The organism is Butyricimonas hominis (genome assembly GCF_014287455.1).
Taxonomy (GTDB): domain Bacteria; phylum Bacteroidota; class Bacteroidia; order Bacteroidales; family Marinifilaceae; genus Butyricimonas; species Butyricimonas muris.
Map to the genome: position 1 here is coordinate 681,186 of NZ_JACOOH010000001.1, position 25,292 is coordinate 706,477.

Here is a 25,292-nt window from a genome sequence, read left to right on the forward strand (position 1 = left end):
CTTGTAACTGTTTTGACAAACGTATTTATCGAAACTTTTCAACATTTCAACATGCTATCTAAGATTAATTTTCTATTTTTGCCAAGTGTTTCAACTAATGATTTAGATATGTCAAATTTGCCCGAAATTAAAGTTTTCGCCGGAGAAAACAGTCGATACATTGCGGAAAGCATCGCTAGTTCTCTTGGGCTTGAGCTCGGTAAAAAAACGTTTACAAGATTCAGTGACGGAGAATTCGTCACCTCTTTCGACGAAACGGTGAGAGGGGAACATGTGTTTATCGTTCAATCAACCTTCCCGCCAAGTGATAATCTCATGGAGTTACTCTTGATGATTGACGCGGCTAAAAGAGCGTCAGCCTATAAGGTAATCGCAGTAATTCCCTACTTCGGGTTTGCCCGTCAAGACCGGAAAGACAAGCCGCGTGTTGCCATCGGGGCAAAACTTGTAGCCAATATGCTGCAAGCTGCCGGGGTAGACCGTGTAATGACGATGGACTTGCATGCCGATCAAATCCAAGGATTTTTCGATATTCCGGTAGATCACTTGTACGGTTCCACGATATTGATTCCTTACATCAAATCGTTGGGATTAAAAGATTTCGCCATAGCTTCTCCTGACATCGGTGGTGCCAAGCGAGCTAATTCGTGGGCAAAATACTTCGATTCGGGCTTAATCATTTGCCACAAAACCCGTATCAGAGCCAACGAAGTAGCCGACATGAAAGTAATCGGAGATGTTGAAGGCAAAAACATTATCATCGTGGATGATATGATTGATACTGCGGGAACAATTTGCAAGGCTGCCGATATGCTCGTTGAGGCGGGAGCAGCCAGTGTACGTGCCGTGGCTACTCATGCCGTTCTCTCGGGCAAAGCATACGAGAACATCGAGAATTCAAAACTCACGGAAGTGATCTTCACGGATTCCATTCCGCAAAAACAAGAATGCTCGAAAATCAAGGTATTGCCTATCGCCCCGATGTTTGCAGACACTATCCGCAACATTTACGAGCACAAGTCCATTAGCGACCATTTCCTTATGTAATTTTCGTTACAAAATATCAAATAGAAATGGTGTAAGTTAAAACTTACACCATTTCTATTTGATTATAAATTACAATCATAAATCGGGACTGCCCATTCCGGAAGGATTTCTACGTATTGTTTTGTTAATCGCCCTTTCATCGAGCGAAATAATAATGTAGCTTCTTTATCCTCTATTGAATTATCATAAATATACATTCTATCCACTAATTTAGAAACTAAACAACAATTAGAAATAGATTTCTGATATCTTGAAATAATCTTGGTAATAGGAACATCATGCCCCCCTTCCATTACCCTACCAGCAATTCGTGCAGCATTTATCGTAGGAGACTCTGTACAAACAAAAAAGAAACGAACAAAAAAACCCGCATCAATAGCTCTATAAATATAATTAACCTTGTCTTCAACAGAAAGAACCGTTTCAAAAATAAGGCTCTGTCGTTTTATCAAACAATCCTCTCGTAAATCTTCGCAATATTTCACGGCTTGCATCACCGCCTCTCTAGAATTCCAGTTACCAAATTTTTCTTGAGCAACAATATCTGGGTTTATATAAATCGAATTTTCCATCCATTCATGATGAAGAATTTTTGAAGTAACAGATGTCTTACCAGAGCCATTAGGCCCCGCAATGACAATAAGTACCGGTTTATGAAAATCACTCATTATTAAAAACTCACATTATACTCTTTGCTCCACTCCGCTTGATGTCCACGGATATAATCCCTTATTTCTTGAAAAAACTTTTTATGAGCTTCTTCTGACTTACGCTTAGCTTCTTCTGCTACCTCCTTCATTAAAGTAGCAAGCATTTCATCTGATGGTTCTTCCAAACCCGTCAAACGATAAGAGTTCATTTCTTTTTCTGACATAATCAAACTTTTAGTATGTACAAATATAATCTTTTTAAAAGAGATAACCAACTCTAATCCTCAATCCTCCAAAAAACAACACAAGAAAACCCTTTCCACATTCTCACGTACAACAATCTATACACCAAAAATAAAAGACAATGAAAACAATATTACATAGAGCTGAAAGCCGGGGATTTTTCGACCACGGGTGGTTAAAAACCCACCATACATTCAGTTTCGCGGATTACTACAACCCGCAACGCATTAATTTCGGGGCTTTACGAGTTCTCAACGACGACCGGATTGAAGGCGGCACGGGATTTGACCTGCACCCGCACCAGAACATGGAAGTGATTTCCATCCCGTTAAAAGGGGATTTGGAACATCAGGACAGCCTCGGTCACAAGGATACCATTCAAGAGGGTGAAATACAAGTAATGAGTGCCGGAACGGGTATCATGCACAGCGAGTACAACCGGAACGACGACCGTCCCACCGAGTTCTTGCAGATATGGGTATTCCCGAACAAGAAAAACGTTCCGCCCCGATACGAGAACGCCATTATTTCCGATCTGGTACAACGCAACGAAATCAGTGAAATTGTATCTCCCTACCCCGGGAACGCCAAAGGGCTATGGATATATCAACAGGCTTGGTTCTCCATCGGCCATTTGGACAAAAACGTGCTGCAAAGCTACAAGATGAAATCAAAAGACAGCCTTGGCGTCTACATTTTCATCATCGAGGGCGGCATCACGATAAAGGAGCTGGAATTGAAACGCCGTGACGGTGTAGGCGTGTATGACACGGAAGAAGTCGAATTCAAAGCCACAGAAAAATCACGGGTATTATTTATAGAAGTTCCACCCTATCAATAATATATAACACACGTGAAAAAACCGTATCTTTGGGGATACGGTTTTTTTCATGTCAACCCTGTATCAAGTTAACCTCCTCTAAAAAAAGAGTACTTTTACAAACTAAAACAAATCTATCCCGTAAGGAAAAACCAGTATTATCATTTTTCAAACAAAGAACACAAATGACACCGGAAGATATAAAACAACTTGTTGACTTTCAAGTAAATGAAATCACAGAAAGTAAAATTTACAGCCGACTGGCAAACATACAAAAGGACACGCACAACAGCGAAGTATTGAAGGAGTTATCCGCCGAGGAACTCAAACACTACCATATTCTAAAAAAATACACGGGCAAAAGCCCTTCTCCCAAGCACTGGAAAATCACACTCTACGTGTTGATTGCCCGTTTTTTCGGTCTTACTTTCGGGATAAAGCTCATGGAGAAAGGAGAAGTTCACGCACAAGACTCCTATCGTAAATGGGCGGACGAGAAAGATTTGCAGACCATGGCAGACGAGGAAGAAGTACACGAGAGCAAACTCATCGGACTGCTTGATGAAGAAGGGCTCAATTACATGGGAGCAGTGGTACTGGGACTGAACGACGCTCTGGTAGAATTCACGGGAGCCTTGGCAGGTTACACTTTCGCCCTGCAAAATCCCAAACTGATAGCCTTGACCGGAAGTATCACGGGTATTGCCGCCGCCCTCTCCATGGCGGCTTCCGAATATCTTTCCTCCCGCGCAGACAATGACGGGAAGAACGCGATAAAAGCGGCAATATACACCGGGATAGCTTATATCATCACGGTAGTCGTACTCATCATGCCTTTCGTCGTCATGTCGAACCCGTACCGGGCATTGGTCGTTTGCCTTACCGGGGCAATCACGATCATCGCGATATTCAACTATTACTATTCCATCGTGAAAGACGAAAGCTTCAGAAAACGCTTTCTCGAAATGGCGGCGATCAGCCTTGGCATAGCGGCAATCAGCTTCGGTATCGGTTACGCTTTAAGAGTCGTCACGGGCATAGACTTATGACGCTTTTCCCGGATAAGCAATAGTCCGAGGTAGCACAGCAACCCGTTGAGCAAAAGAATCTCGAAACCGAACTTATACCCGAAAAGCAGTTCTTCCGAGTAACAATTCACCACGTAAGACAGCACCGGGGAAATCAAGCACACGAGAGGAATATACTTTTCCCGCACTTGGCAGCGGGTAGTCAACCCGAAGGCAAAAAGCCCCAGCAACGGACCGTACGTGTACCCCACCGCTTTAAAAAGAGCCGAAATCACGCTCGAATTATTCAACTCCCGGAAAAGTACCACGACAAAAATCATCAACAAAGAGAAAACGACATGCACCCCCATACGCTTTCTCTTATCCCGCTTATTCCGAGGATCTATTTTCAAAAAATCAATACAGAAAGAGGTTGTCAACGAGGTCAGCGAAGAATCGACAGAAGAATAAGCCGCTGCCGTGATTCCCAACAAAAAGAATATTCCCGCCGCCGTACCGAAATAATTTAACGATAAAAACGGGAATACATCGTCCGACTTCCCCGGCAACACGATCCCCTCCCGTTCGGCATACATGTACAATAAGGCTCCCAGCATAAGAAACAACAAATTCGTCACCAGAAAGAGAAACGAAAACGTGAACATATTCGTCTTACAATCCCGCAGGGAACGGCAAGTCAGATTCTTCTGCATCATATTCTGATCCAACCCGTTCAAACTGACCGTGATCGCTATTCCCGCCAAGAACTGCTTCACAGTGTTCTGCCCCGAACGCCAGTCAAAATCGAACACTCGCGAGAGAGGACTCTCTTTCACCGCCGCCACTGCCGATGAAAAATCGAGATCCAACGCTTTATTCACCACGGCAATCGTCAGACCGACCGACACCAGAATACATATCGTCTGCAAGGCATCCGTCCACACGATCGTTTTTATACCTCCCCGCACGGTATAAATCCACACGAAAGCAATCGTGACAAACACCGTCACGGGAAACGGAATCCCCACCGCGTCAAAAAAAGCCAACTGTAACACCCCCACGACCAAGAACAAGCGGAAGGAAGCCCCCACCAACTGCGACACGATAAAGAAAAAAGAACCCGTCAACCGGGCTTTCTCCCCGAATCGGGAACCCAGCCACGAGTAAATGGAAACCAGATTCTGTTTATAATACAAGGGCAAAAGCACGAGGGCAATCACGATATACCCCACGCAATTGCCCGCAACCACTGCCAGATACGTCCAATGTGTATTGCCGACCTCCCCGGGAATGGAAATAAAAGTCACCCCGGAAAGCGTAGTCCCGATCATCCCGAAAGCCACCAGATACCAAGGCGAATTTCGGTTCGCGGTAAAAAACATCTCGCTATTCGCCTTTCTGGTTGTCACGAAGCCAACCAGAATCAACAACAGAAAATAAGACAGCAATATCGCTAAAACTACACTCGTGGACACAGACAATTGTTTTAAATTCCACGACAAATATAGTCACTTTACGCTCCTTTTCTATTCCGGGACATAAATAATTTCACCATTCTCAAGTTCATAGGCAATCCCCACCTTCTTTCCCCGCTTACCCGATTTGTCTTGATTTTCCGAGGGAGTGTAACGATTGATCTTCTCACCTTCCTTGGTAATGATCTCCATATTTTCCTTTCCCGGGTTCTTCACCATGGTGAAATCCTCTGTCGAAAGCATTTCCGTCATATTATAGCGAGTCACCAGCGCAACCATTAACGCCACGGCAAACACCATTGCCACGTCGAAAAGATTGGATACCGCGCTAATCGGATCATTATCCTCCTCCTTCTTCAACAAATTGCGTTTCATTTTCGTTCATTTTTTTCGTTCAACACCTCGACCAAACATTCCAGATTAGTCATATCCTGCAAATACCAACGTTGTTTCACTTGCTGCGTCAGGAAACCGATAGCTCCCGCCACCAGACCGATCACCGTCGTGGCAAAAGCCACCTGCATATTATAAGCCATAGAAGCGATATCACCCGTTGACAACCCTACCAACGCCGGTCCCATGGGAATCAAGGTTCCCATCAACCCGAGAATGGGTCCCAGTTTCGTCAACGTCTTGGAAGTTGCCAAATCCTTATCGGCGGCAATCTCGAAATTCGCCAACAACCGCTGCACTTGGGCTTTATTTCCCTGTTCCGCCAATATCCGTTTCATAAACATCACCACCAATGAACTACTCTTCTCCGGCAACTTGGAACCGAAATGATCGATATTATCCACATGCAGCGTTTCCATCTGCTCCCGGATCAACTTGTCCGTCTTGCGAATAGAAACATACTGACCGAAGAAACTGCCCACCAGCAAAAGGGAGCGGAAAAACAATAAAATCAACAATACAATAACAGGCACCAACAATCCTGTTGATATCCAAAACATGATATCAGAAATCGCGTTCATTATCTTTTCAATTTAAAAGTTAGTTTTCTTTTTATTACATACACGATCCACCCCACGACAGCCCCCACCGCGAAAAGTCCGATACAACCGGACATTGCCGACCAATCGACTCGCGTCGTCCCGTCCACGGCAGTACGCCCGTTCACGGTAGCGATAATCCCCAGAATGGCCGCCAAAGCATTGGTCAGGAAAAACAATTCCAACCGCAATTCCGCCTCCGGCAACAACCACTTGATAAACCAACGTCCCAAGGGAACAACTACTGCGATAAACAAGGCAAACAACCAAGCGATTAATTCAAACGACACACCCGGGAATGTAAATATCGTTTGCGTGAGCCCGAAAAACAATACCGGCAATATCAACACCCCCGGGAACCGGTACAACACCCGGTAAGCCCACATCATACGCCGCTTCACGGGAGAGAAATTCGCCACGTGAACCGACAACAGGCAAAAAGCCATTTGCAGGGACAGTTCCAGTGTCAGAATCACCGATGTATCCAGCATCAACTGATTGTCGGACAACCAATCCGCGATCTGCGTCTTCGATTGCTCGATAGCGTAAGGCCATACCAGCAACACGAAAACCGCGGCAATACCGGTAGCGACAAGCGTCGCTACCGGTTTCCAAAAGGTCTGCTTCAACAAAAAATTAAATGCCGTCAATAGAATCAGAATCCAAACTATCGTATCCATGATTACATACTGCTTTTACGTCTTTTCCTCATCAAGACCGCCAAACCGATCAACACCACAATCACCCCTGCCGCTATCCACGGCGTACTCACCCGATTCGTGCGCTTCTGTGTTTCCGAGGCTATCTCGTCTTTCTTCATCACCACCCCTTTGGACCGGTCTGCCGCAACCTCCCTCACCTGCTGAATACTGTTCCGGTACTCTTTCGCCGCTTCGGGAGTCGCTTTGGAAGCGATAAAATCACGCAATTTGGCATTATCACACACAAATCCGGAACATGCCGGTTTATACTTCTTAATCAAATCCGTGTGTAACTCCGACAAATCCGCCAACTGCTGCCCGGTAGCCTTCCACATCCCCTTACGCGCGGTTTCCATCATAATGGCAGTGATCTCCTGCAACGCGGCAGGACTCACTTTCTCGAAGAAATCCTGCACCCCGAGGTCAAATTTATCCTTCACGTACACGTTATAAATCTCGTCCCACATCTCGTTGTCAATCACCGAAGGTTTCATCACGTTCCACCCGTAAGTATTACGGATAATTTCAGTAAAACCGGATGCGGAGGTTGCCTCTCCTTTCATTTTTTCTTTAATATACGAGGGATTGAATATCGTCGTTCTGGATTCCACCCCGATCGCCTCCTTCACCTCCTGCATCTTGTTATTATTCCGGTTCCGGTAATCACTCAGGTAAGCATCCGGGTCTTTCCCCGTCACGTTACGCACGGCAAGATTCATTCCGCCCATGAACTCGTACACGTGATCAAGGCTCAACGCTCCCCACGTGTTACTCTGCCGGGGTTGTACCACCACGTCCGTGCGGGTTAGCGCTGCCTCGAAAGCGAATTGCCTGAATTTCTCCCAATTCTTCTCGCTACCGTAGTAAGCCCCCATGTTATTCAAGTAAGTCGCCGCAATTTCCGATTCACTCTCCCAGCGATCTCCCGCCTCTACCATCCCCGTGATTCCGGTTCCGTAACCGCCATTCGCACCCCCGAACACCCGGAATGTCGAAATCTCACGGGCATCCTTCGGGGAAATTCCCTTATCAATCAATGTCCTCTCCGCTTCCAGCACTCCGGCAGCCACTTGATTCTCGTATTTATCATCTTTGGCAGCCGCTGCCATTTCCACGGCTCTATTCACGAGGAAAAGACGGGAAGCCGCAATATCCCGCAACTGCCCGGAAGTCTGTACCACCACGTCTACCCGGGGACGTCCCAACTCGGCAGAAGGAATCAGCTTCAAATCGCTCACCCGCCCGAAAGCATCCCGCACGGGCTCCACGCCGAGCATATACAACACTTGGGCTATCGTGGCTCCTCCCGTTTCGATAAACTCGCCGGACCAAAGCGTGTAGCTCACCTTCTTCGGGAACTCCCCGTCATGCCGTTTCCGGTACATCTCGATAGTACTCTTTGCCAACTGCATCCCTTTCTCCCAAGCGGACTCCGTGGGAGTTTCCTCCGCGTTAATGGCAAAAAGATTGCGCCCCGTCGGCAACGTGTTCGGGTTCACGATAGGATCCCCGCCGGGCGAAGGAGCCGTGTACCCGCCATTCAAAGCGTTCATCAACGACTGCAATTCGACTGCCGGACTTTCCGCCAATGCCCGTTTATAATTATTCACGTTCTTCAATGTCCGCTCCACTTCCATGATCGCCAAAGCCTTGTTCACCTCCTCTTTCGAGTACTCTTTCGCTTTCTTGCCCATCATCGCTTTCATCATGGCACTCATATCGGGCTTATCCTCTTTCGGCTTCGTCATTGCCGCCTTCATCTTCTCCATCGCCTCTTTCGGCGCTCCCATCTTCTCCGCCATAGCCAATCGCTCCTCGGGAGTCTTGTCCTTGCCCATCTGTTTCATCATCTCCTTCATCATCCCGGACATCCCCTCTTCCTTCTTTTCATCTTTCACGGTCGGTTGCTTTGCCGTCGCCGCCATCATCATCGCCATCATCCCCTTGGGCGCGTTCCGGTCCGCATCAATCTCCCGGGCTTGAGCCAACTCCCCGCTCGTGATTCCTGCCACGCGGCAAATAAAGTCGTCGTTCACGTTCTCTCTCCCGTTCAACAACCTCCCGACCAACTTCTTCGCCGGCTCCAGATAACGTTCGGTAAAAATAGCCTTCCGCTTCAATACTCCGGCATCCGCCTTTCCCCGCAACTTATCCAATGCGTACAACCCGTAAGCAATCGGGTCGGTCGCCATAGAATAAACGGAAGACTCTATCCGGGCAGCCTCGTAAGGCACTCCCATAGAGTACAACTGTCCGGTCACCTTCTCCGCCGCCAGTTCATCCGCGAAGTTTTCAATCTTCAAAACCTCTTCCTCGGTATAGGGAACCGTCAACACGCTATCCAACCCCAACTCCCGGTGCATACCCAAGGAAACCGCCAACTCTTTCACCGCCAAGGAAGCCTGCTCCACGTCCTTCGCGTTGGCGGTACCCTTCTCCGGGTACAATTTCTGGTTGTATATCTTTATCTTTTCCGTCAGACTCCGGTAAATACCCCGCACGTTACTCTCCATAAACGGGGGTGTCAGATAGGATTGCAACACCCCGTATCCCCGACGTTTGGCAATCATCCCCTCGCCCACGTCGCCAATGGAATAAATATACAAGTGAGGCACACTGCCCACGAGTCTGTCCGGCCAATCCAAATCGCACAGGGCTGCCTGCTTCTTGGGCGTAAACTCCAGACTGCCATGCGTCCCGAAATGTACCATGGCATCCGCCTTGAACCCGTATTGCATCCACAAGTAAGCCGCGATATAAGAATGAGGGGGAGCCGCATCCGTCCCATGCACGATCTGGAAAGCGTTATCCCCGCCCCCGGCAGCGGGTTGCGGCATTATCACCACGTTCCCGAACTGTATCCGGGATATTCCTAGTATCCCGTCAGCGGGACTCATGTATTCCCCGGGAAATTCCCCGAAAGCGGCAACCACCTCGGCATATTTCTCCGGGCGCAGGGCTTGTTTCACCCAACTCTCGTACTCCTCCCTCGAAATCAACAAAGGGTGACTCTCTTTCAAGAAACGATCTACCACGCCGTCGGCATAAGTCCCGAACACGGCACCTTCCGCCATGATCATTTTCTCCAGTTCCTTGTGATTTGCCGGAAGGCCGTCCACCCGGTAGCCCTCCTCTCTCATCTTCTTCAAAAGATTGTACAACGAGGGAACCACTTCCATTCCCGCCGCGCTCATGGCACTCTGTCCCGGTCCTTTATAGTAATAAATCACCACCCGTTTCTCGCTATTCGGCTTATCCCTCAAGGCAAGCGTTTTCTGTATATTCTCCACGTATGTTCTCAAACGGGAAGGCTCCGCGTAGGAATGGCGTAATCCCTCCTTGTCCTTATACTGGGCGAACAAAGCCGACGTGCGGATAGCCCCGTCTATTTCGGGCGTAACAATACTCTGGGACATAAACCCGCCGGACATTCCCATGGGATCGCGTTCCCATTCCTCCACCAGATTATTCACCGTCAGCGGCGCAAACAACAGAATATTACGTTCTTTCAAATAATGTACCATGTCATTGCCCAAACGGCCGTGCGCCATATTGATTATCGCATCCGGGGCTATCTCCCGGATAAAATCAAGCAAACGCCGCAACGACAACACCGGGTAAACATTATACCCTACCCGTTCCAGCGTGTCGATTAACCCCGTGGCATCGGCCATCTGTCCCGTCACCACGATTTTTTTCGCCCCATCCCTGTATAATTTCTTATCTTTCAAATATTTCTCGTACTCCCCGACAGACAGAAAGTCCAATTCCTCCCCCGGCTTGTCCAAATCCGCGTGGTACAGGATATCCGATGCCCGCTCGATCGGCTCCCCCGGTTCCTCGACAGCAATCATCACCTTTCTATCAATATTCTTCCGCACGTAATTCAGCAAATTCTTGTAATTCCGCCTGCCCCCGCTTCCGAGATAAGCCCGCAAGGCAGCCTGATCGACCGAATCTATCGTGCATATATTATTCGCCGGGTTCGTCGCCATCGTCGTGAACACCGGTACACCCTTGTCCGCCGCGTTTTGTATCTGCTGCCGCTGTTCTTCCACGACACGCAACCCCATCCCGTTCACGAACACCATATCGAAGCCGGACAAACGCCCCAACTCCTCGACGGGAACTTCCTGCAATTGAATAAATGAATTGTCATTCGCCTTCGCGATACTCCCCATCGTCATCGTCTGGAAATTCACGAAAGCAATCCTCGTGGTCCCGAACCATACACGATACCCCCACACTCCCAACAAGATCACGACCAAAAGACATCCCCATTTAAGCCATTTCTTTTTCATCCGTTTTCTTTTTATCTGATTATAATTTAAACAAATCCGCCAAATTCACGGACAACGTCCCGAGCACCCCTATTCCTCGTTGCGGGGTAACCGATTGATCGGCAGTCACGTTTTTATCCTTGAAATTAAACAGGTTATCCAGTCCCGCCGTAAAACGGAACCCTCGCGGGAAACGCCCGCTAAGATTCAACGCGCAAAACGTCCGGCTGTCATATTCATTCTGCACGTAACCACCCGCGCTATTCTTGTACCACGTTTCCACCGAGGACATCCAACGCCCGTTCAGTGCCACCGACAGCGTCACCTTCCCGAACGTCTTGGAATAATTCGCCGTGAACGTCACGCTATGCGGACGGTCACTCGCCATATTATACCCGTCAACCTCGGAATGTGCGTCAATATAGGCGTACGCGCCGCGCAACGTCAACCCGTTCCTGAAACGGAATTGCGCCATCACATCCACCCCCGTCCTTGTCGCGTTATCCGCGTTATAATATTGCTGGTTCTTCCCGTCCGAAGACAACCCCAAACCGATCTCGTCGAAATACCTCGTGTAGTACCCGGATACCGAACCGTTAAAAATCCCCCTCGTCACCTCCGCCGACAACGTCCCTTGGTGACTGATCTCCGGTTCCAAATCCTCGTTACCGTAAATCATAAAGAAACCTTGTCCGCCCATATCATACTCGCTGTGCAACTCTTTCAACGAAGGTATACGGAATCCCATCCCGTAACCGCCACGCAAAGCCAACACCCCGTACCTGTACATCAACGATATTTTCGGACTCGCATGGAAACCGTATTCCGAATGGCAATCCGACCGCACACCCGCCAGAATACTAAACGAATCACTCACTTTCCAATCCTCCTGCAAATACAACACGTAAGTCTGCGCGTCAAACTTTTTTCCCGACCCGTTATCAAACCAGTAATGCTGCAACCGCTGCGTGTTCATCTCGATCCCCGCAGTCAGCGTGTGTCTGTCATGGAGATATCCCGTGTAATTCAACCGCATGTTATGGGTCATATCCCCAAGCCTCTTTTCCGCGGGAGATTTTTTATACTCTATTTTCTTCTCGTAATTCTCGAACACGTACGACAAATCCAGAATATGCCTATCATTTATCGCGTAAAACATCTTCGGGTTGAGCTTGTAAGTCGAAAACACATCCTGTTCCTTTTCCTGTATATATTCCAGAATATGATTGTTATAATACGTTCCGTCCAACGATACACGGAAGCGATCGTTAAACGTGAAACTCAATTTCTGGTTCACTTGCCAAATCTCGAACCCCTTAACGCTCGTCATCCCTTTGGTCGAAGTATCCGCGACGACCGAATCCCGGTCATACATATCCTTGTAGTGCGTGTATTGAATTTGCCCGACCTCGTCTTTCAGCGCGTAAGCATCCCGCGTGCGATAAGAAAGCGACGTCAACGCGGAGAATCGCCCTTGCTTCGTACCCAATGACAGCGAATACTTACTCTCGTCGTTATTACCGTAACGGACGGAAGCGTTTCCCGTGAAGGGACGATCGGCATCCTTCGTGATAATATTCACCACGCCCCCCATCGCCTGCGAACCGTACAACGTCGACATAGGTCCTTTCACCACCTCTATCCGCTCGATATTATCAACATCAATCAAACTATAATCTATATTATTACTGGAACCTTCCCCCGATACGCGTTCCCCGTCAATCAAGAACAACACGTATCCCCCCGCCGAGCCTTGGAATTTCAATTCCGGCAAACCCGAACCGTGAGCCAACCCGAACTGCAATCCCGGCATCTCGTACTCCAACAGACTCTGCAAATCCAAAGGATTGATTTGTGCTATATCCTCTCGTGAGATGACACGGGTCAGCACGGGTACATCCTTCAACGGTTTCATCGTGCGGGTTCCCGTGATCACCACCTCGTTCAGCGCGTTATCACCCGGAGCCAGCGCGAAGTGAAACAAACTATCCAGACCGGGAACTACTTCCCGTTCCTTCGGGGCATAACCCGTGAAACTAACTCTTAACACACATTTCTCCCTCGACGTCAGTTTTACCGTGAACTCCCCCTTCGCGTTCGTTCCCGCACCGACAACAGTCCCTTTCACCCACACGGAAGCCCCTGCCAGCGGTTCCCCTTTCTCGTCCACGACTACTCCTTTTACCTTAAAAGAGGGAGCCTCATTCTCGTGTTCATCCGCCATTAAACACGGGGACAAAAATATCAAAAACAATATCAACAATCCGTTTCTCATCTGCTTCTCCATTGAACCAAGCACGGCTTCCGCGCGTTACTTTAGAGGATATTCGTAATCAAACGCGGCATATACCTTCTCGTTCTTATCATTGGAATAATCCGTGAATCTTATTTTAGCATACTCCCCGGCTGCCGTTTTCAACACGAATACATTCTTATTGATCTCGTAAGTATAAGGCGGCATCGAACCTGTCGGGGTTGCCGTCACCCAACCACACAATACTTCATTCAATTTCGTGGACTGATACCCCACGAAACCTTCCATCATGTTCGTCATATCCACCATTACTTGGTGATCGTCCGTGTCAGCCGTGAAATTCTCCCCGGTTACGGAAGACAAGGTTACCGCATCAAGGTCGAACGTGTTCAATTTCACCGCACCCCCGCCGTTCGTCTTGACATCATACTTGTGGAAAGCAATATCCCAGTCAAAAGAGGTTTCGTCCCCATTCAACATATAGACCTTGTTATCCCTCTCTTTCACGGTATAAGTCCCAGTGATCGCCATAGGCATAGCGCCCGGCTTAAAAGTCACCTTTATACTTGCCGCACTTCCGGCTGCCGCACCTATTCTTCCGCTGAAAGTTACTTCCTTGTACACCGTGGTTGTTTCTCCGTTGACCACATCGACACTTGTCGGTACTCCCGTCAACACCCACTCTTCCCCGTCCCGCGCTATTGCCGCTTTCGCCGATAAAGAATAAGGCTCCACATCACCACTCATGCTGAGCATCAAACTATCCAGAGAAAGCAATACCGAATCCTCGGCAATTGTAGAAATAATCAACTTCACGCCCTCTTGATTCCCGTAAGAACTCCCCATAACGGAGATATCTAAATCACCCTTGTATATCCCGGTGATACCACCTTCTTGGGATTTCACGCTAAGCGTCTTCACGGTACCCGTCTTAAAATCAAAATACGTCCACGCGTCATAATCGGCGGCAGCAACCACGGTGGATTCACCATCCCAACCACTACCGTTATCGTCATCAGAACAAGCTGTAAAACAGGCAACACACAACATCAGCCCCCACGCAATAAACTGATTCATCTTTTTCATTATATAAAAATTTTAATTTAACAGACTATTTATCGCTACAAAAGTATATCCCCGAACATCCCCTCACAATCCCCAAAAATGAGGAAAAACAGACTCCATTTCATCTATATTAGGGATTCTTCCTTAAATTTCACCACGGTACAAATAAGATATCACGTCAGTCACTAAACATCTGGATTACAATAATAAAATACATATCAATTCCATATAAATTCCGCATCACTTCCGTGTAAAACGCTATTAGTTCCCTATTAAAACCCTATTAAAACCCTATATAGTAATAGCGTTTTAATAGCTTACTAAAAGCTTAGTAAAAACTTTATAAGCGGAATTGAACCGGAAATCATACGGAATTCATACCGGATTTATATAGGAAAAGAGTACATCCTCTTACAATATTAGGTAATCACCCCTATGACATAAAATAATAAAAGAGTTTCCGACTTCTGTATTTTTATTACCTTTGTCATTCATTACGAGAACTAAAAAAAGAATAACATGGAATACAATTTCAAGGAAGTCGAGAAAAAGTGGCAAAGCTACTGGCAAGAGAACAAAACTTACCGGGTTGAAATGGATCCTTCCAAACCCAAATATTACGTGCTGGACATGTTCCCTTATCCCTCCGGGGCAGGGTTACACGTCGGACACCCGCTAGGCTACATCGCTTCCGATATCTATTCCCGTTACAAGCATTTGAAAGGTTTTAACGTGTTGCATCCCATGGGGTATGATGCCTACGGACTGCCGGCAGAGCAATACGCCATCCAGACAGGGCAACACCCGGCTATCACGACGGAGAAAAATATCAACCGCTACCGGGAACAAATGGACAAGATCGGCTTCTCGTACGATTGGGACAGAGAAATCCGTACCTGCGACCCGGGATATTACAAATGGACACAATGGACTTTCATCCGGATGTTCAACAGCTATTTCTGTTACGACGAGCAAAAAGCCATGCCGATCAGCGATCTGGTAAAAGCTTTTGAAACGGTGGGTACGGAAGGACTGAACGCGGCATGCGGCGAAGAACTGCATTTCACTGCCGAAGAATGGAAAGCCAAATCGGAGAAGGAGAAACAAGAGATATTATTGAATTACCGCATCGCTTACCTTGCCGACACGATGGTGAACTGGTGCCCGGAACTGGGAACCGTGCTTGCCAACGACGAGGTGAAAGACGGGCTGTCCGAACGAGGCGGTTATCCCGTGGTACAGAAGAAAATGCGCCAATGGTCGCTCCGCGTATCCGCCTATGCCCAACGGCTATTGGACGGATTGGATAAAGTGGAATGGTCGGATTCACTGAAGGATATTCAACGCAACTGGATAGGTCGCTCGCAAGGTGCCGACGTGATTTTCGACGTGAAAGATTCGGACGTGAAACTGGAAATCTTCACCACTCGCCCGGACACGATATTCGGGGTGTCATTCATGGTGCTGGCTCCCGAATCGGATTACGTGAAACAGCTGACCACCCCGGAACAGGCGGACGCCGTTGCCGAGTACTTGGACTACGTGTCGAAACGCACGGAACGGGAGCGCCAGACGGAAGTGAAAAAAGTGACCGGAGTATTTACCGGTTCATATGCTATTAACCCGTTCACGAACGAGGCGATACCCGTGTGGATCAGCGAATACGTGCTTTCCGGCTACGGAACCGGAGCAATCATGGCAGTACCGGGACACGACAGCCGCGACTACGCTTTCGCACGTCATTTCAATCTCCCGATTGTTCCCGTGATTGACGACGGGGAAGGACACGATATGTCCGAAGGATCATACGACACGAAAGTCGGCAAGATGATTAACAGCGGTATTATCAACGGCATGGAAGTAAAAGATGCCATCGCGTATATCTCGCAAGAAGTCGAGAAAAGAGGAATCGGTAAAAGCAAGATCAATTACCGCCTGCGGGATGCCATTTTTAGTCGTCAACGATACTGGGGCGAACCATTTCCGGTGTATTATAAAGACGGTATGCCATATATGCTCGACAAGTCAAAATTGCCGCTGGAGTTGCCGGAGGTAGATAAATACTTGCCGACAGAAACAGGAGAACCGCCTCTAGGTCGTGTACAAGACTGGAAAACGGAAGAGGGTTATCCTCTCGAATTAAACACGATGCCCGGCTTCGCGGGTTCCTCGGCGTATTTTTTACGCTACATGGACCCGCACAATGACAAGGCTCTAGTAGATAAGGACGTCTGCAATTACTGGAAAAACGTGGATCTTTACTTGGGCGGGACAGAACACGCCACGGGACATTTGATTTATTCCCGTTTCTGGAACATGTTCTTGCATGATATCGGTGTTGCCACCGAAGAAGAGCCTTTCAAGAAACTAATCAACCAAGGTATGATTCAAGGACGTTCGAATTTCGTGTACCGGATACAAGGCACGAATACGTTTGTTTCCCTCGGGTTGAAGGATCAGCATAAGACCACGGAGTTACACGTGGACGTGAATATCGTGAAGAATGACGTGTTAGACGTGGATGCGTTCCGTGCATGGCGACCGGAATTCGCCAATGCCGAGTTTATCCTCGAAAACGGGAAATACATCTGTGGCTGGGCTATCGAGAAGATGTCCAAGTCCATGTTCAACGTGGTGAACCCCGACACGATTATCGAAGAATACGGGGCTGACACGTTGCGCCTGTACGAGATGTTCCTCGGACCGCTGGAATTCAGCAAACCGTGGGACACGCAAGGTATCGACGGGGTGTACAAATTCCTGCGTAAATTCTGGCGCCTGTTCCAAAACGGCGAAGATTTCAGCGTGAGCGACGAGATGCCGACCAAAGAAGAATTGAAAGTACTGCATAAAACGATCAAGAAGGTGGAATACGATATCGAGAACTTCTCGTTCAACACGTCCATTCCCGCTTTCATGATCTGCACGAACGAACTGACAGCCCTGAAATGTAATAAACGGGCTATCCTCGAACCCCTCGTGATTACCCTCGCTCCTTTTGCCCCCCACATGGCGGAAGAACTGTGGAGCCTGCTAGGCCACACGAGAAGCATCACGAAAGAAGCCTTCCCGAAATGGGAAGAAAAATACCTCGTGGAAGACGAGTTCGAATACCCGGTTTCCTTCAACGGCAAGGTACGTTTCAAACTCGCCATGCCCACGACAGCAACCAACGCGGAGATTGAAACAGCCGTAAAAGCCACTCCGGACTTCGCGAAATGGATGGACGGGAAGGAAATCAAGAAAATGATTATCGTACCGAAAAAAATCGTGAACGTGGTGATAGGGTAATAATAAAAGAGAGCGTGCTCTCTTTTATTTCTTTTTGGGATTCGGTACGATAAACAGCACGCTGCATGTCCCAACCACACCCAATATCAATAATAATATCCTCACATGCAAATTCTCGATAATCCCGAAAGCGGAAATACTGATCATCGTCCACATACAAATAATGGATACCGCTTTTGTCTTCCAACCCACTCCTTTTTTCTCTTGAAAACGCTGGATATAAGGCCCCAACCACTTGGAACGATGCAAGGCATCATGCAATCGCTTGGAACTATTGTAAAAAAGCCATGAACTCAATAAAAGAAAAGGTGTTGTCGGCAAACCGGGCACGAAAATACCGATTATACCCAACACCACGGAAATACAGCCTATAATGATATATATCGCTTTCTTCATCCGCTATCACCCTTCCTCCTGTCCCGGCACGAAGGCACGCGCAAGCGCTTCGTTATACTGGGATAGTTTGTTACTCTTGTGAATCTTCTTCAATATTTTCCGGTCGGTCATCGGCATGAAATATTCCCAGAAAGTTTTCATTTTCATTACTAATTGATGCTCACCCTGCAAACGTTCGGCATAAGCGGCCAGAAGTTCGGCATGAAAGAGTTTGAATTTCCTGTACTTCTCCTCCGAGGTCAATTCTTTACCATTCAAGTATTCCATTGCCAACGCGGGGTTCGCTAACAATCCCCGACCGATCATGACGCCTTCCAAACGGGGAAAGCGTGCCGTCACCCGTTGAATATCCTCTAGGGTCAACACATCCCCGTTGTAATACAAGGGATGTTTACATTGATTATAAAATGCCTCAAACGCATCCGGGTTTACCTCTCCCTTGTATTCCTGCGTACCGACACGAGCGTGCAGGATAACGGCAGTTAAAGGGGTGTCATTCAAAACAGGAAGCAATGACAAACATTCTTCAGGATTCTCCCATCCCAAACGCATCTTCACGGAACACTGCATCCCCGGGTATTCCTTCACAACCTCCATCAACTCCCGTACCCGTTCCGGTTCGGACAACACACCCGCTCCTTTCCCCCGCCTCGCGATCATCGGGAAAGGACATCCCATGTTGATATCCACCCCCGTGTAGCCTCTCTCTTCCAACATCTCCAGAGATACATCCAGTTCCATCGGATCACCCCCCAACACTTGCGGGATCAATCTCTGCACGGTATTTAATTCGGGATCACAATCCTTCATATCTCTCGACCGGAAACTATCCCCTTTTTCAACCCGGATAAACGGGGTATAATAGGCGTCCACTCCCCCGAAGTATTTCTCGTGCAGGTTCCGGTACGTCCAATCGGTATGCCCCTGCACGGGTGCAAAATGTATTTTATATTTCTTCTGTTTTTCCATATCAAAACCCACTAACTACTATCATCTTGTTACGACAAATATACAGTCTTTCTTCCCGTATATGAAAAGAATCTGATAAAAGTAACAATTTTTCCCTCGTACCCCGTACAACTATCAATAATAATCAGTAACTATGTCTCAAATTTTAGAATATGCGATTTTTACTTTGTCCACAATGCGGCATACGCCGTTTTCACGTGAAAGACGCACAAGGCAATCTATGTCTGGTGCAAGTGACAACCGATCACGAGGTTGTTCCGGTAAATGAAAATGACTCTCTGGAGGGATTCGACACGACAATTCTCTATTGCTTGGGATGCTCATGGAGCGGTAGCCCGAAAAGCCTGAAACGATATTAATCAAACATAATCCAATATGAAACACCTGACTCTAATTTTATTATTATTCATGACCTGCGCTTGGGTTCAAGCCCCGGAAGACGATAGAGGATACATCGTGAAAGTAGGCGACAAAGCACCTGATATCGAATTAATCTTTCCCGACGGCACAAAGAAACAACTGAAAGACCTAAAAGGGAAAATCGTTATGCTTCAATTCACTGCCAGCTGGTGTGGCGTATGCCGAAAAGAAATGCCCTTTATCGAAAAAGATATCTGGCTGAAACACAAGGATAATCCCGACTTCGTTTTATACGGCATTGATCTTAAGGAATCGAAAGAAGTGGTCAAAAAATTTGCCAAAGAAACAGGTATCACTTACCCTCTCCTGCTCGATCTGGAAGGTAAAGCCTTTTATTCTTTTGCCGCGAAAGGCGCAGGCGTCACCCGGAACGTTATCATAGACAAAGAGGGGAAGATTGTCTATCTCACCCGCCTGTACGAACCGAAAGAGTTCGAGGAAATGACAAAAGTGATTGATGATTTGTTGAAAAAGAAATAAGCCCGAAAGGCTTATTTCTTTTTCTTGAGAGGTTTCTTGGCTTTTTTCTTTTTCTTCTTTTTCCCACCCCGGTGTTTGATCAGGAAATACACGAGCAAGAACAAGAGCACGGCTCCCGCCACGGCGATAATTTGTTCTTTCCGGGTCGGGGGATATGATTTACCGGGTTGCTTGGGCATATGTTCCAGATGCGAAAGGGTATCCGCTTCCAACAGCTTTTCCAGATCATCCGGTAGTTGCGGGAAGAAATCAATACCGGTCATTTTCTCCACTTTCGACACGGGTACCGCAAAACTGTTTATCGGGCGCCGACTCTCCTCGTTCGGCAACACGTAAGCTATCATCTGCTGCTTCGACGGGGAGTAAAATAATTTGTAATAGTAACCGGGAACGGTCACTTTTCCTTTGCCTATCTTCCCCTTGTTACTCTTGAAAATCGGTCCGGTTACCACGTACAGTTTTTCCCGCTTTGCCCGTTCCCGAACGTGTTCCTCCAACTTCTTCCAGATACCCCGGTTAAACATCGGTACTTGCGGCGACATATTCGACATGTAAAACGTTTCGCTCATCGCTTTCGCGTTAAACGACATATCAGCGGCAGGACACAAATGCCCCCGGTCATACCCGCTTCCCTTGTAATCGGCTAACGTGGCACTCCATGTATCTAGTTTCGGGTCTACCCGAAAATTATCTTTCCGGCTCGCCTTCCCCGTGAGATTCTTGGCTTCCAACTCGTAATGCACCCAATTCGCCTGTTTATGCTCTTTGTCAAAACCCAAACAATAATAGGTATATTCAACCAACATTCCCTCCCCCGAGGGAATATAACGGTTTTGCGCGAAACCACCCAGCGTGCAAAACAGAAACAGGAGGCCTATCAGCCTCCCGTGTAAAATATTCATCATTGTCTATTGTTTAATCGCTTCCTGTAAGGTATTATCAATCTGACCGATTATCGGGTAGAAACCGATATCATCCAAAGCGTGACGACCGATATAAGCCTCTATCCGTGTTCTCAAAATCTGGTAAGACTCTTTTATCTCCTTGTCATTCCGCTTCAATCCGCGGCGGGCAGCATAATTCGCCATTTCGTTTACCAGATCGAACTGCTTCAAGTATCGCTGGATAGCCTTGTAATCTTTTAAATCCTTCATCTCATTCCGGTGTCTATCCATGAAATCAAAAGTATAATCATACAAGAACTGAGTTCTCGTCACCGCTGCCAGATAACGGGTAGCCCCGGTCGTGTCAGCCGGCACAAAGACATCCGGCATAATTCCGCCACCGCCATACACGGTACGTCCGCCAACAGTCTGATATTTCAAATTCTCGTCAAACGTGATGCTATCCCTTTGAGAAAACTCCCCGTGCATCATACGGTTGTAAATATCGCTGTAATATTTCTCTTTCCCTTGGTCATAAGGTTTCTGAATAGAACGTCCCGAAGGCGTATAATAACGGGCTACCGTCAACCGTACGGCAGAACCGTCGGATAGCGGGCGTTGTTCCTGTACCAATCCCTTTCCGAAAGAACGACGTCCGATAATTAATCCCCGGTCGTTATCCTGTATTGCACCCGCGAAAATCTCACTGGCAGACGCACTAAACTCACTAATCAGTACATCCACACGGATATCCTTGTAACGTCCCTGACCGTTGGACGTGAAATCCATACGGGCTCTGGCGTTTCCCTGCGTGTACAAAATCAGCTTGTCCGCGTCCAGAAATTCATTTATCATCTTGATTGCCGTTTCCAGCACACCGCCCTCGTTCTCCCGCAAGTCGATGATTATCTTTTTCATCCCCGCCTGCTTCAAGCTCTCCATGGCATTCATAAACTCCATATAGGTAACCATACCGAAGGTATTGGTTTTCAAATAACCCGTTGTATCATTGAGCATATACGCCACATCAACACTTTTTACCGGGATACTGCCGCGGGTAACCGTCTTCTTGATCGGCTTCGGTTCACCCCTTCTCACGATGGTCAAATCTACTTTCGAACCGAACTCTCCCCTCATCATTGCCATAATCTGGTCGGTGTTCTTGTTTACCCCGGCTACCACAGAATCGCCTACCCGGATAATCCGGTCACCATCCAATATCCCCGCTTTCTCGGAAGGTCCGCCGGGAACGACTTTCACGACCGTAACCGTGTCCAGATATTTATAGAACTGCACGCCTACACCCCCGAAATTACCGATAATTCCTTCATTTGCCCGCTGCATATCTTTCGCGGGAATATATATCGTGTGAGGATCCAAATCATTCAATATGATCGGGATTGAATTCTCTATCAACTCTGTCATGTTCACCGTATCCACGTACGAGTGTTGTATCATTCCCAAAATCACATCCAATTTATTGCCCATCTGCGGGTACACTCCCGCGGCAACAGACATTTGTCCGCGATCCGGCAAAAACCTGTTTATCATCATACCGAGCACGATAGCCAAAGCCAACACGATCGGTGTCAATAACGCTCTTAAATTACTCTTGTTCATATTTAATCTTTTATCTCTTTATCATCCGCGAACCCTATATACTCCACTTCTATTCCCGCTTTTTGCAGTAATTCGATTCCATCCGCGCTCCTGTAATGTTCCGAATATACCACCCGTCGGATGCCCGCCTGAATAATCAGCTTCGAGCATTCGATACAAGGAGAAGCCGTCACGTACAACGTTGCCCCGAAACTACTGTTATTCGATTTCGCCACTTTCGTGATAGCGTTCGCCTCGGCATGCAACACGTAAGGCTTTGTTCTATTGTCCTCGTCTTCACAGATATTCTCGAATCCGGAAGGAGTCCCGTTATACCCGTCCGAAATAATGGCATCGCCTCTCACGATCAAGGCTCCTACCTGACGACGTGTGCAATACGAATTTTCCGCCCATATCCGGGCCATTCTCAAATAACGCTCGTCTAACAATCGCTGTTTAGATTTCTCCATTTAATGCACTATTTTATTTCTTCCGACTTCCTATCTCGTCCAACATCTCGTAGAAATCGACTTTTCGTTCTGCCGGAACTTCAATCTTATCCAATATCTCCCGACTCTTTTCCAAATATTTATCTATTGCCGCGAAAGCGACTTCTTTTATCCCTAAACGATCATATATCCGTGTAACGGCTTCCACTTTTTCCTTGTGATCAAAATCCTTCTTCTCTATCCATCCCCACAACTCCTCCTTTGTCGCCGGATCAGCCAACTCCAACGCCTTGATAAGCATATAAGTTTTCTTGTTTGCCACGATATCTCCACCTATGTTTTTCCCGAATTCGGCAACATCCCCGTACACGTCAAGGTAATCATCCTGTAACTGGAAAGCTAACCCAAGATATCCCCCGAAATCATACAACGCTTTGTACTCGTGTTCCGGAGCTCCGGCAAGCAACGCCCCGTGCCGCAAACTACCGGCAAGCAAAACAGCTGTCTTCAAATAAATCATGTGGATATATTCTTCCTCGGTCACGTCATTTCTCGTTTCGAACACCATATCATACTGCTGTCCCTTGCACACGTCCAGTGCTACCTGATTGAAAAAGTCAATTGCCCGACGCAAGTATTTATCCTCGCAATGCTCTATACTCTTGTAAGCCATAATGGCAGCCGCATCACCACTTAATATCGCCACGTTACTGTTCCACTTCTTGTGAACCGTCGGACGTCCTCTTCTCAATTCGGCATCATCCATCACGTCATCGTGCAAAAGCGTGTAATTGTGAAAGATTTCTATCCCGATAGCCGATTTCAACACCTTCTCGATGTCCTCCCGGTAGAGATTATAAGCCATTAAAGTAAGCATCGGACGTAACCGTTTTCCACCGTCTTCCAGTATATACTGTATCGGCTCAAACAACGAATACGGCTCTTGCATATACTCTTTTTTCTCTAACTCTTTCGTTATAATCTCCCTTAAGTCATTTAGTGTGTACATCTCTTTCACGTTTTACAAATTTGTTCCGCTAAAGTATAAAAAAAGAGCAAACAACGCATCATTAACAAGCAGAAATATCTTTTTAACAGAAATATCCCGGCTTCCGACAAGGAAAACCGGGATACACGAAAAACGATTTCGAGAGCATCTTCTTAATGTCCGCCGCCTTCCAATTGCATTAATTGCTGGGCAACAAACATAATCATTGTCGCATCCATTTCCATGAATAACCGACGCACGAATTTCGCCGCACGCTTTTTCACGACCTCATCCCCGTTCACAAACAAAGCCGCAAAATTATACATGATATACGCTTTATAGTCATCATTCAACTGAGCATACTCCTTCTCACACAGAGTCATAAAAGCATTCAAATCACCTTTCCCGTGGCATTCTATGAAACGAAATGCTTCCGTGTAATAATTATCCTTATTCAATCCCAAATCAATAATCTCCCTTTTCACTACATCATATTGCTGTTGTTCAAAAGGTATTTGAGCTATCAGATATTTTTGCATTTCCACTTTATACAAATTCCCGATTTGTTCCGAGATTTTATCCTTCACGGCAGGAGCAAATTTATCCCGACAAGTTATCATATAGCGGGCGATTGCATCCATAGGACTTTCGGTAAAAGAAATATACACAAACAAGTTTTCATCGGCCAGCTTTTGTTTATCATTCAACCCGCTAAAATAATCTTGCACGATTTTAAAAGCCTCTTCTTTTTTAGACATATCCGGACGACGATTCCGGTATACTTGTTCCAATTTCATTCCCGCGTAGGCAGAAATCAACTCGGCTGTACGCTCGCCGCTTTCATAACGTTGTTGCATTCGTTCGGGAGTTTTATCGGGGTCTATTTGACGGTCAATACTCGTGATAAAAGCAGTTCCATCCACCGAACCTCCCTCTTTAATCATTAATACTCTCTCAACCACATCTATGGCTACAAAAGTAGGATACGCTTTTACCTTGTACTTTTTTGCCAATTCCGGTCCCTCTCCTTTTTCAGCATCAATCTTAATACACACGAACTTATCATTCAAATAATCCCCAACCTCTTTCAACGGGAAGATATTTTTCATCATCATTTTACACGGACCACACCAAGAGGTATAAAAATCGATAAATACCAGTTTTTTCTCGTCTTTCGCGGCAGCGAGGGCTTCTTTATAAGTAATATCCCGGAAATTCGTTTGCGCCGTTGCAGAAATGACCAACAAAGAAACAAACAACAACAAAACAATCTTTTTCATTA

22 protein-coding genes are annotated in these 25,292 nt (G+C 47.0%); 6 read left to right on the top strand and 16 right to left on the bottom strand.

The genetic code is table 11. The features are described from left to right. Positions 1 to 108 precede the first annotated feature (108 nt). A complete protein-coding gene (locus H8S64_RS02645) occupies positions 109 to 1,047 on the top strand; it encodes a ribose-phosphate pyrophosphokinase (protein ID WP_099291269.1) in 939 nt (312 codons plus the stop codon). Between the two features lie 62 nt (positions 1,048 to 1,109). Here H8S64_RS02645 and H8S64_RS02650 read toward each other — a convergent pair whose 3' ends face one another. Next, positions 1,110 to 1,715, bottom strand: coding sequence for an ATPase (locus H8S64_RS02650; protein ID WP_186974836.1), 606 nt, complete (start codon positions 1,713 to 1,715; stop codon positions 1,110 to 1,112). A gap of 2 nt (positions 1,716 to 1,717) precedes the next feature. Further along, positions 1,718 to 1,921: a hypothetical protein gene (locus H8S64_RS02655; RefSeq protein ID WP_186974837.1), complete on the bottom strand. Its 204-nt coding sequence runs from the start codon at positions 1,919 to 1,921 to the stop codon at positions 1,718 to 1,720. A gap of 140 nt (positions 1,922 to 2,061) precedes the next feature. Here H8S64_RS02655 and H8S64_RS02660 point away from each other — a divergent pair, with 140 nt between their 5' ends. Both H8S64_RS02660 and H8S64_RS02665 read left to right on the top strand, forming a co-directional pair. After that, positions 2,062 to 2,781, top strand: a complete 720-nt coding sequence (locus H8S64_RS02660) for a pirin family protein (protein ID WP_186974838.1) — start codon at positions 2,062 to 2,064, stop codon at positions 2,779 to 2,781. 164 nt (positions 2,782 to 2,945) lie between these two features. Continuing rightward, complete coding sequence (locus H8S64_RS02665) at positions 2,946 to 3,809, top strand: VIT1/CCC1 transporter family protein (protein ID WP_186974839.1); 864 nt, start codon at positions 2,946 to 2,948, stop codon at positions 3,807 to 3,809. On the opposite strand, the gene H8S64_RS02670 is transcribed toward H8S64_RS02665, so the two are convergent. The 7 genes from H8S64_RS02670 to H8S64_RS02700 are packed head-to-tail and all read right to left on the bottom strand — an operon-like array spanning position 3,773 to position 14,555. After that, positions 3,773 to 5,269, bottom strand: a complete 1,497-nt coding sequence (locus H8S64_RS02670; protein WP_255469398.1) for a sodium:solute symporter — start codon at positions 5,267 to 5,269, stop codon at positions 3,773 to 3,775. The two genes, H8S64_RS02665 and H8S64_RS02670, sit on opposite strands and share 37 nt — an antisense overlap. 24 nt (positions 5,270 to 5,293) lie before the next feature. Next, the gene (locus H8S64_RS02675; protein ID WP_099291273.1) at positions 5,294 to 5,617 is read right to left on the bottom strand and encodes a DUF2149 domain-containing protein; all 324 of its coding nucleotides are present in this window, start codon (positions 5,615 to 5,617) and stop codon (positions 5,294 to 5,296) included. Next, the gene (locus H8S64_RS02680; protein WP_186974840.1) at positions 5,614 to 6,216 is read right to left on the bottom strand and encodes a MotA/TolQ/ExbB proton channel family protein; all 603 of its coding nucleotides are present in this window, start codon (positions 6,214 to 6,216) and stop codon (positions 5,614 to 5,616) included. Before H8S64_RS02680 ends, H8S64_RS02675 begins: the two co-directional genes overlap by 4 nt. After that, positions 6,216 to 6,914 (bottom strand): HmuT family protein, encoded by a 699-nt coding sequence (hmuT, locus tag H8S64_RS02685; RefSeq protein ID WP_186974841.1) that lies wholly within the window; start codon positions 6,912 to 6,914, stop codon positions 6,216 to 6,218. The genes H8S64_RS02680 and hmuT overlap by 1 nt, the downstream gene beginning before the upstream one ends. Before the next feature lie 2 nt (positions 6,915 to 6,916). Next, on the bottom strand, positions 6,917 to 11,236 hold the full coding sequence (locus tag H8S64_RS02690; RefSeq protein WP_186974842.1) for a cobaltochelatase subunit CobN: 4,320 nt from the start codon (positions 11,234 to 11,236) through the stop codon (positions 6,917 to 6,919). 19 nt (positions 11,237 to 11,255) lie between these two features. Then, complete coding sequence (locus H8S64_RS02695; RefSeq protein ID WP_186974843.1) at positions 11,256 to 13,490, bottom strand: TonB-dependent receptor; 2,235 nt, start codon at positions 13,488 to 13,490, stop codon at positions 11,256 to 11,258. Positions 13,491 to 13,526: 36 nt separating this feature from the next. Continuing rightward, complete coding sequence (locus tag H8S64_RS02700) at positions 13,527 to 14,555, bottom strand: HmuY family protein (RefSeq protein WP_099291278.1); 1,029 nt, start codon at positions 14,553 to 14,555, stop codon at positions 13,527 to 13,529. A 498-nt stretch (positions 14,556 to 15,053) separates the two neighbouring features. Here H8S64_RS02700 and leuS point away from each other — a divergent pair, with 498 nt between their 5' ends. Next, entirely contained in the window at positions 15,054 to 17,825 is a 2,772-nt protein-coding gene (gene leuS / locus H8S64_RS02705) for a leucine--tRNA ligase (RefSeq protein WP_186974844.1), read from the top strand. Between the two features lie 24 nt (positions 17,826 to 17,849). On the opposite strand, the gene H8S64_RS02710 is transcribed toward leuS, so the two are convergent. Further along, positions 17,850 to 18,221, bottom strand: a complete 372-nt coding sequence (locus tag H8S64_RS02710; RefSeq protein ID WP_186974845.1) for a YbaN family protein — start codon at positions 18,219 to 18,221, stop codon at positions 17,850 to 17,852. A gap of 6 nt (positions 18,222 to 18,227) precedes the next feature. Beyond that, on the bottom strand, positions 18,228 to 19,190 hold the full coding sequence (locus H8S64_RS02715) for a tRNA-dihydrouridine synthase family protein (RefSeq protein ID WP_186974846.1): 963 nt from the start codon (positions 19,188 to 19,190) through the stop codon (positions 18,228 to 18,230). 152 nt (positions 19,191 to 19,342) lie between these two features. Between H8S64_RS02715 and H8S64_RS02720 the strand changes: the two genes are divergently transcribed. After that, on the top strand, positions 19,343 to 19,549 hold the full coding sequence (locus tag H8S64_RS02720; protein WP_186974847.1) for a hypothetical protein: 207 nt from the start codon (positions 19,343 to 19,345) through the stop codon (positions 19,547 to 19,549). Between the two features lie 16 nt (positions 19,550 to 19,565). Beyond that, the gene (locus H8S64_RS02725; protein ID WP_436231456.1) at positions 19,566 to 20,090 is read left to right on the top strand and encodes a TlpA family protein disulfide reductase; all 525 of its coding nucleotides are present in this window, start codon (positions 19,566 to 19,568) and stop codon (positions 20,088 to 20,090) included. Positions 20,091 to 20,101: 11 nt separating this feature from the next. Here the strand turns inward: H8S64_RS02725 and H8S64_RS02730 are convergent, their stop codons facing one another. From H8S64_RS02730 to H8S64_RS02750, 5 genes are all read right to left on the bottom strand, one after another. Then, entirely contained in the window at positions 20,102 to 20,995 is an 894-nt protein-coding gene (locus tag H8S64_RS02730; RefSeq protein ID WP_186974848.1) for a DNA/RNA non-specific endonuclease, read from the bottom strand. 3 nt (positions 20,996 to 20,998) lie between these two features. Further along, a complete protein-coding gene (locus H8S64_RS02735; RefSeq protein WP_099291285.1) occupies positions 20,999 to 22,594 on the bottom strand; it encodes a S41 family peptidase in 1,596 nt (531 codons plus the stop codon). A gap of 2 nt (positions 22,595 to 22,596) precedes the next feature. Then, the gene (locus tag H8S64_RS02740) at positions 22,597 to 23,043 is read right to left on the bottom strand and encodes a dCMP deaminase family protein (protein WP_186974849.1); all 447 of its coding nucleotides are present in this window, start codon (positions 23,041 to 23,043) and stop codon (positions 22,597 to 22,599) included. A 13-nt stretch (positions 23,044 to 23,056) separates the two neighbouring features. After that, the gene (locus H8S64_RS02745; protein ID WP_099291287.1) at positions 23,057 to 24,031 is read right to left on the bottom strand and encodes a polyprenyl synthetase family protein; all 975 of its coding nucleotides are present in this window, start codon (positions 24,029 to 24,031) and stop codon (positions 23,057 to 23,059) included. Positions 24,032 to 24,183: 152 nt separating this feature from the next. Further along, positions 24,184 to 25,290, bottom strand: coding sequence for a thioredoxin domain-containing protein (locus H8S64_RS02750; protein ID WP_099291288.1), 1,107 nt, complete (start codon positions 25,288 to 25,290; stop codon positions 24,184 to 24,186). Between the last annotated feature and the right edge of the window lie 2 nt (positions 25,291 to 25,292).

Excerpts from the sequence above, each read along its gene's own strand:
- H8S64_RS02645 (WP_099291269.1), top strand. The coding sequence starts at position 109 with ATGTCAAATTTGCCCGAAATTAAAGTTTTCGCCGGAGAAAACAGTCGA.
- H8S64_RS02650 (WP_186974836.1), bottom strand. The coding sequence starts at position 1,715 with ATGAGTGATTTTCATAAACCGGTACTTATTGTCATTGCGGGGCCTAAT.
- H8S64_RS02655 (WP_186974837.1), bottom strand. The coding sequence starts at position 1,921 with ATGTCAGAAAAAGAAATGAACTCTTATCGTTTGACGGGTTTGGAAGAA.
- H8S64_RS02660 (WP_186974838.1), top strand. The coding sequence starts at position 2,062 with ATGAAAACAATATTACATAGAGCTGAAAGCCGGGGATTTTTCGACCAC.
- H8S64_RS02665 (WP_186974839.1), top strand. The coding sequence starts at position 2,946 with ATGACACCGGAAGATATAAAACAACTTGTTGACTTTCAAGTAAATGAA.
- H8S64_RS02675 (WP_099291273.1), bottom strand. The coding sequence starts at position 5,617 with ATGAAACGCAATTTGTTGAAGAAGGAGGAGGATAATGATCCGATTAGC.
- H8S64_RS02680 (WP_186974840.1), bottom strand. The coding sequence starts at position 6,216 with ATGAACGCGATTTCTGATATCATGTTTTGGATATCAACAGGATTGTTG.
- hmuT (WP_186974841.1), bottom strand. The coding sequence starts at position 6,914 with ATGGATACGATAGTTTGGATTCTGATTCTATTGACGGCATTTAATTTT.
- H8S64_RS02690 (WP_186974842.1), bottom strand. The coding sequence starts at position 11,236 with ATGAAAAAGAAATGGCTTAAATGGGGATGTCTTTTGGTCGTGATCTTG.
- H8S64_RS02695 (WP_186974843.1), bottom strand. The coding sequence starts at position 13,490 with ATGAGAAACGGATTGTTGATATTGTTTTTGATATTTTTGTCCCCGTGT.
- H8S64_RS02700 (WP_099291278.1), bottom strand. The coding sequence starts at position 14,555 with ATGAAAAAGATGAATCAGTTTATTGCGTGGGGGCTGATGTTGTGTGTT.
- leuS (WP_186974844.1), top strand. The coding sequence starts at position 15,054 with ATGGAATACAATTTCAAGGAAGTCGAGAAAAAGTGGCAAAGCTACTGG.
- H8S64_RS02710 (WP_186974845.1), bottom strand. The coding sequence starts at position 18,221 with ATGAAGAAAGCGATATATATCATTATAGGCTGTATTTCCGTGGTGTTG.
- H8S64_RS02715 (WP_186974846.1), bottom strand. The coding sequence starts at position 19,190 with ATGGAAAAACAGAAGAAATATAAAATACATTTTGCACCCGTGCAGGGG.
- H8S64_RS02720 (WP_186974847.1), top strand. The coding sequence starts at position 19,343 with ATGCGATTTTTACTTTGTCCACAATGCGGCATACGCCGTTTTCACGTG.
- H8S64_RS02725 (WP_436231456.1), top strand. The coding sequence starts at position 19,566 with ATGAAACACCTGACTCTAATTTTATTATTATTCATGACCTGCGCTTGG.
- H8S64_RS02730 (WP_186974848.1), bottom strand. The coding sequence starts at position 20,995 with ATGATGAATATTTTACACGGGAGGCTGATAGGCCTCCTGTTTCTGTTT.
- H8S64_RS02735 (WP_099291285.1), bottom strand. The coding sequence starts at position 22,594 with ATGAACAAGAGTAATTTAAGAGCGTTATTGACACCGATCGTGTTGGCT.
- H8S64_RS02740 (WP_186974849.1), bottom strand. The coding sequence starts at position 23,043 with ATGGAGAAATCTAAACAGCGATTGTTAGACGAGCGTTATTTGAGAATG.
- H8S64_RS02745 (WP_099291287.1), bottom strand. The coding sequence starts at position 24,031 with ATGTACACACTAAATGACTTAAGGGAGATTATAACGAAAGAGTTAGAG.
- H8S64_RS02750 (WP_099291288.1), bottom strand. The coding sequence starts at position 25,290 with ATGAAAAAGATTGTTTTGTTGTTGTTTGTTTCTTTGTTGGTCATTTCT.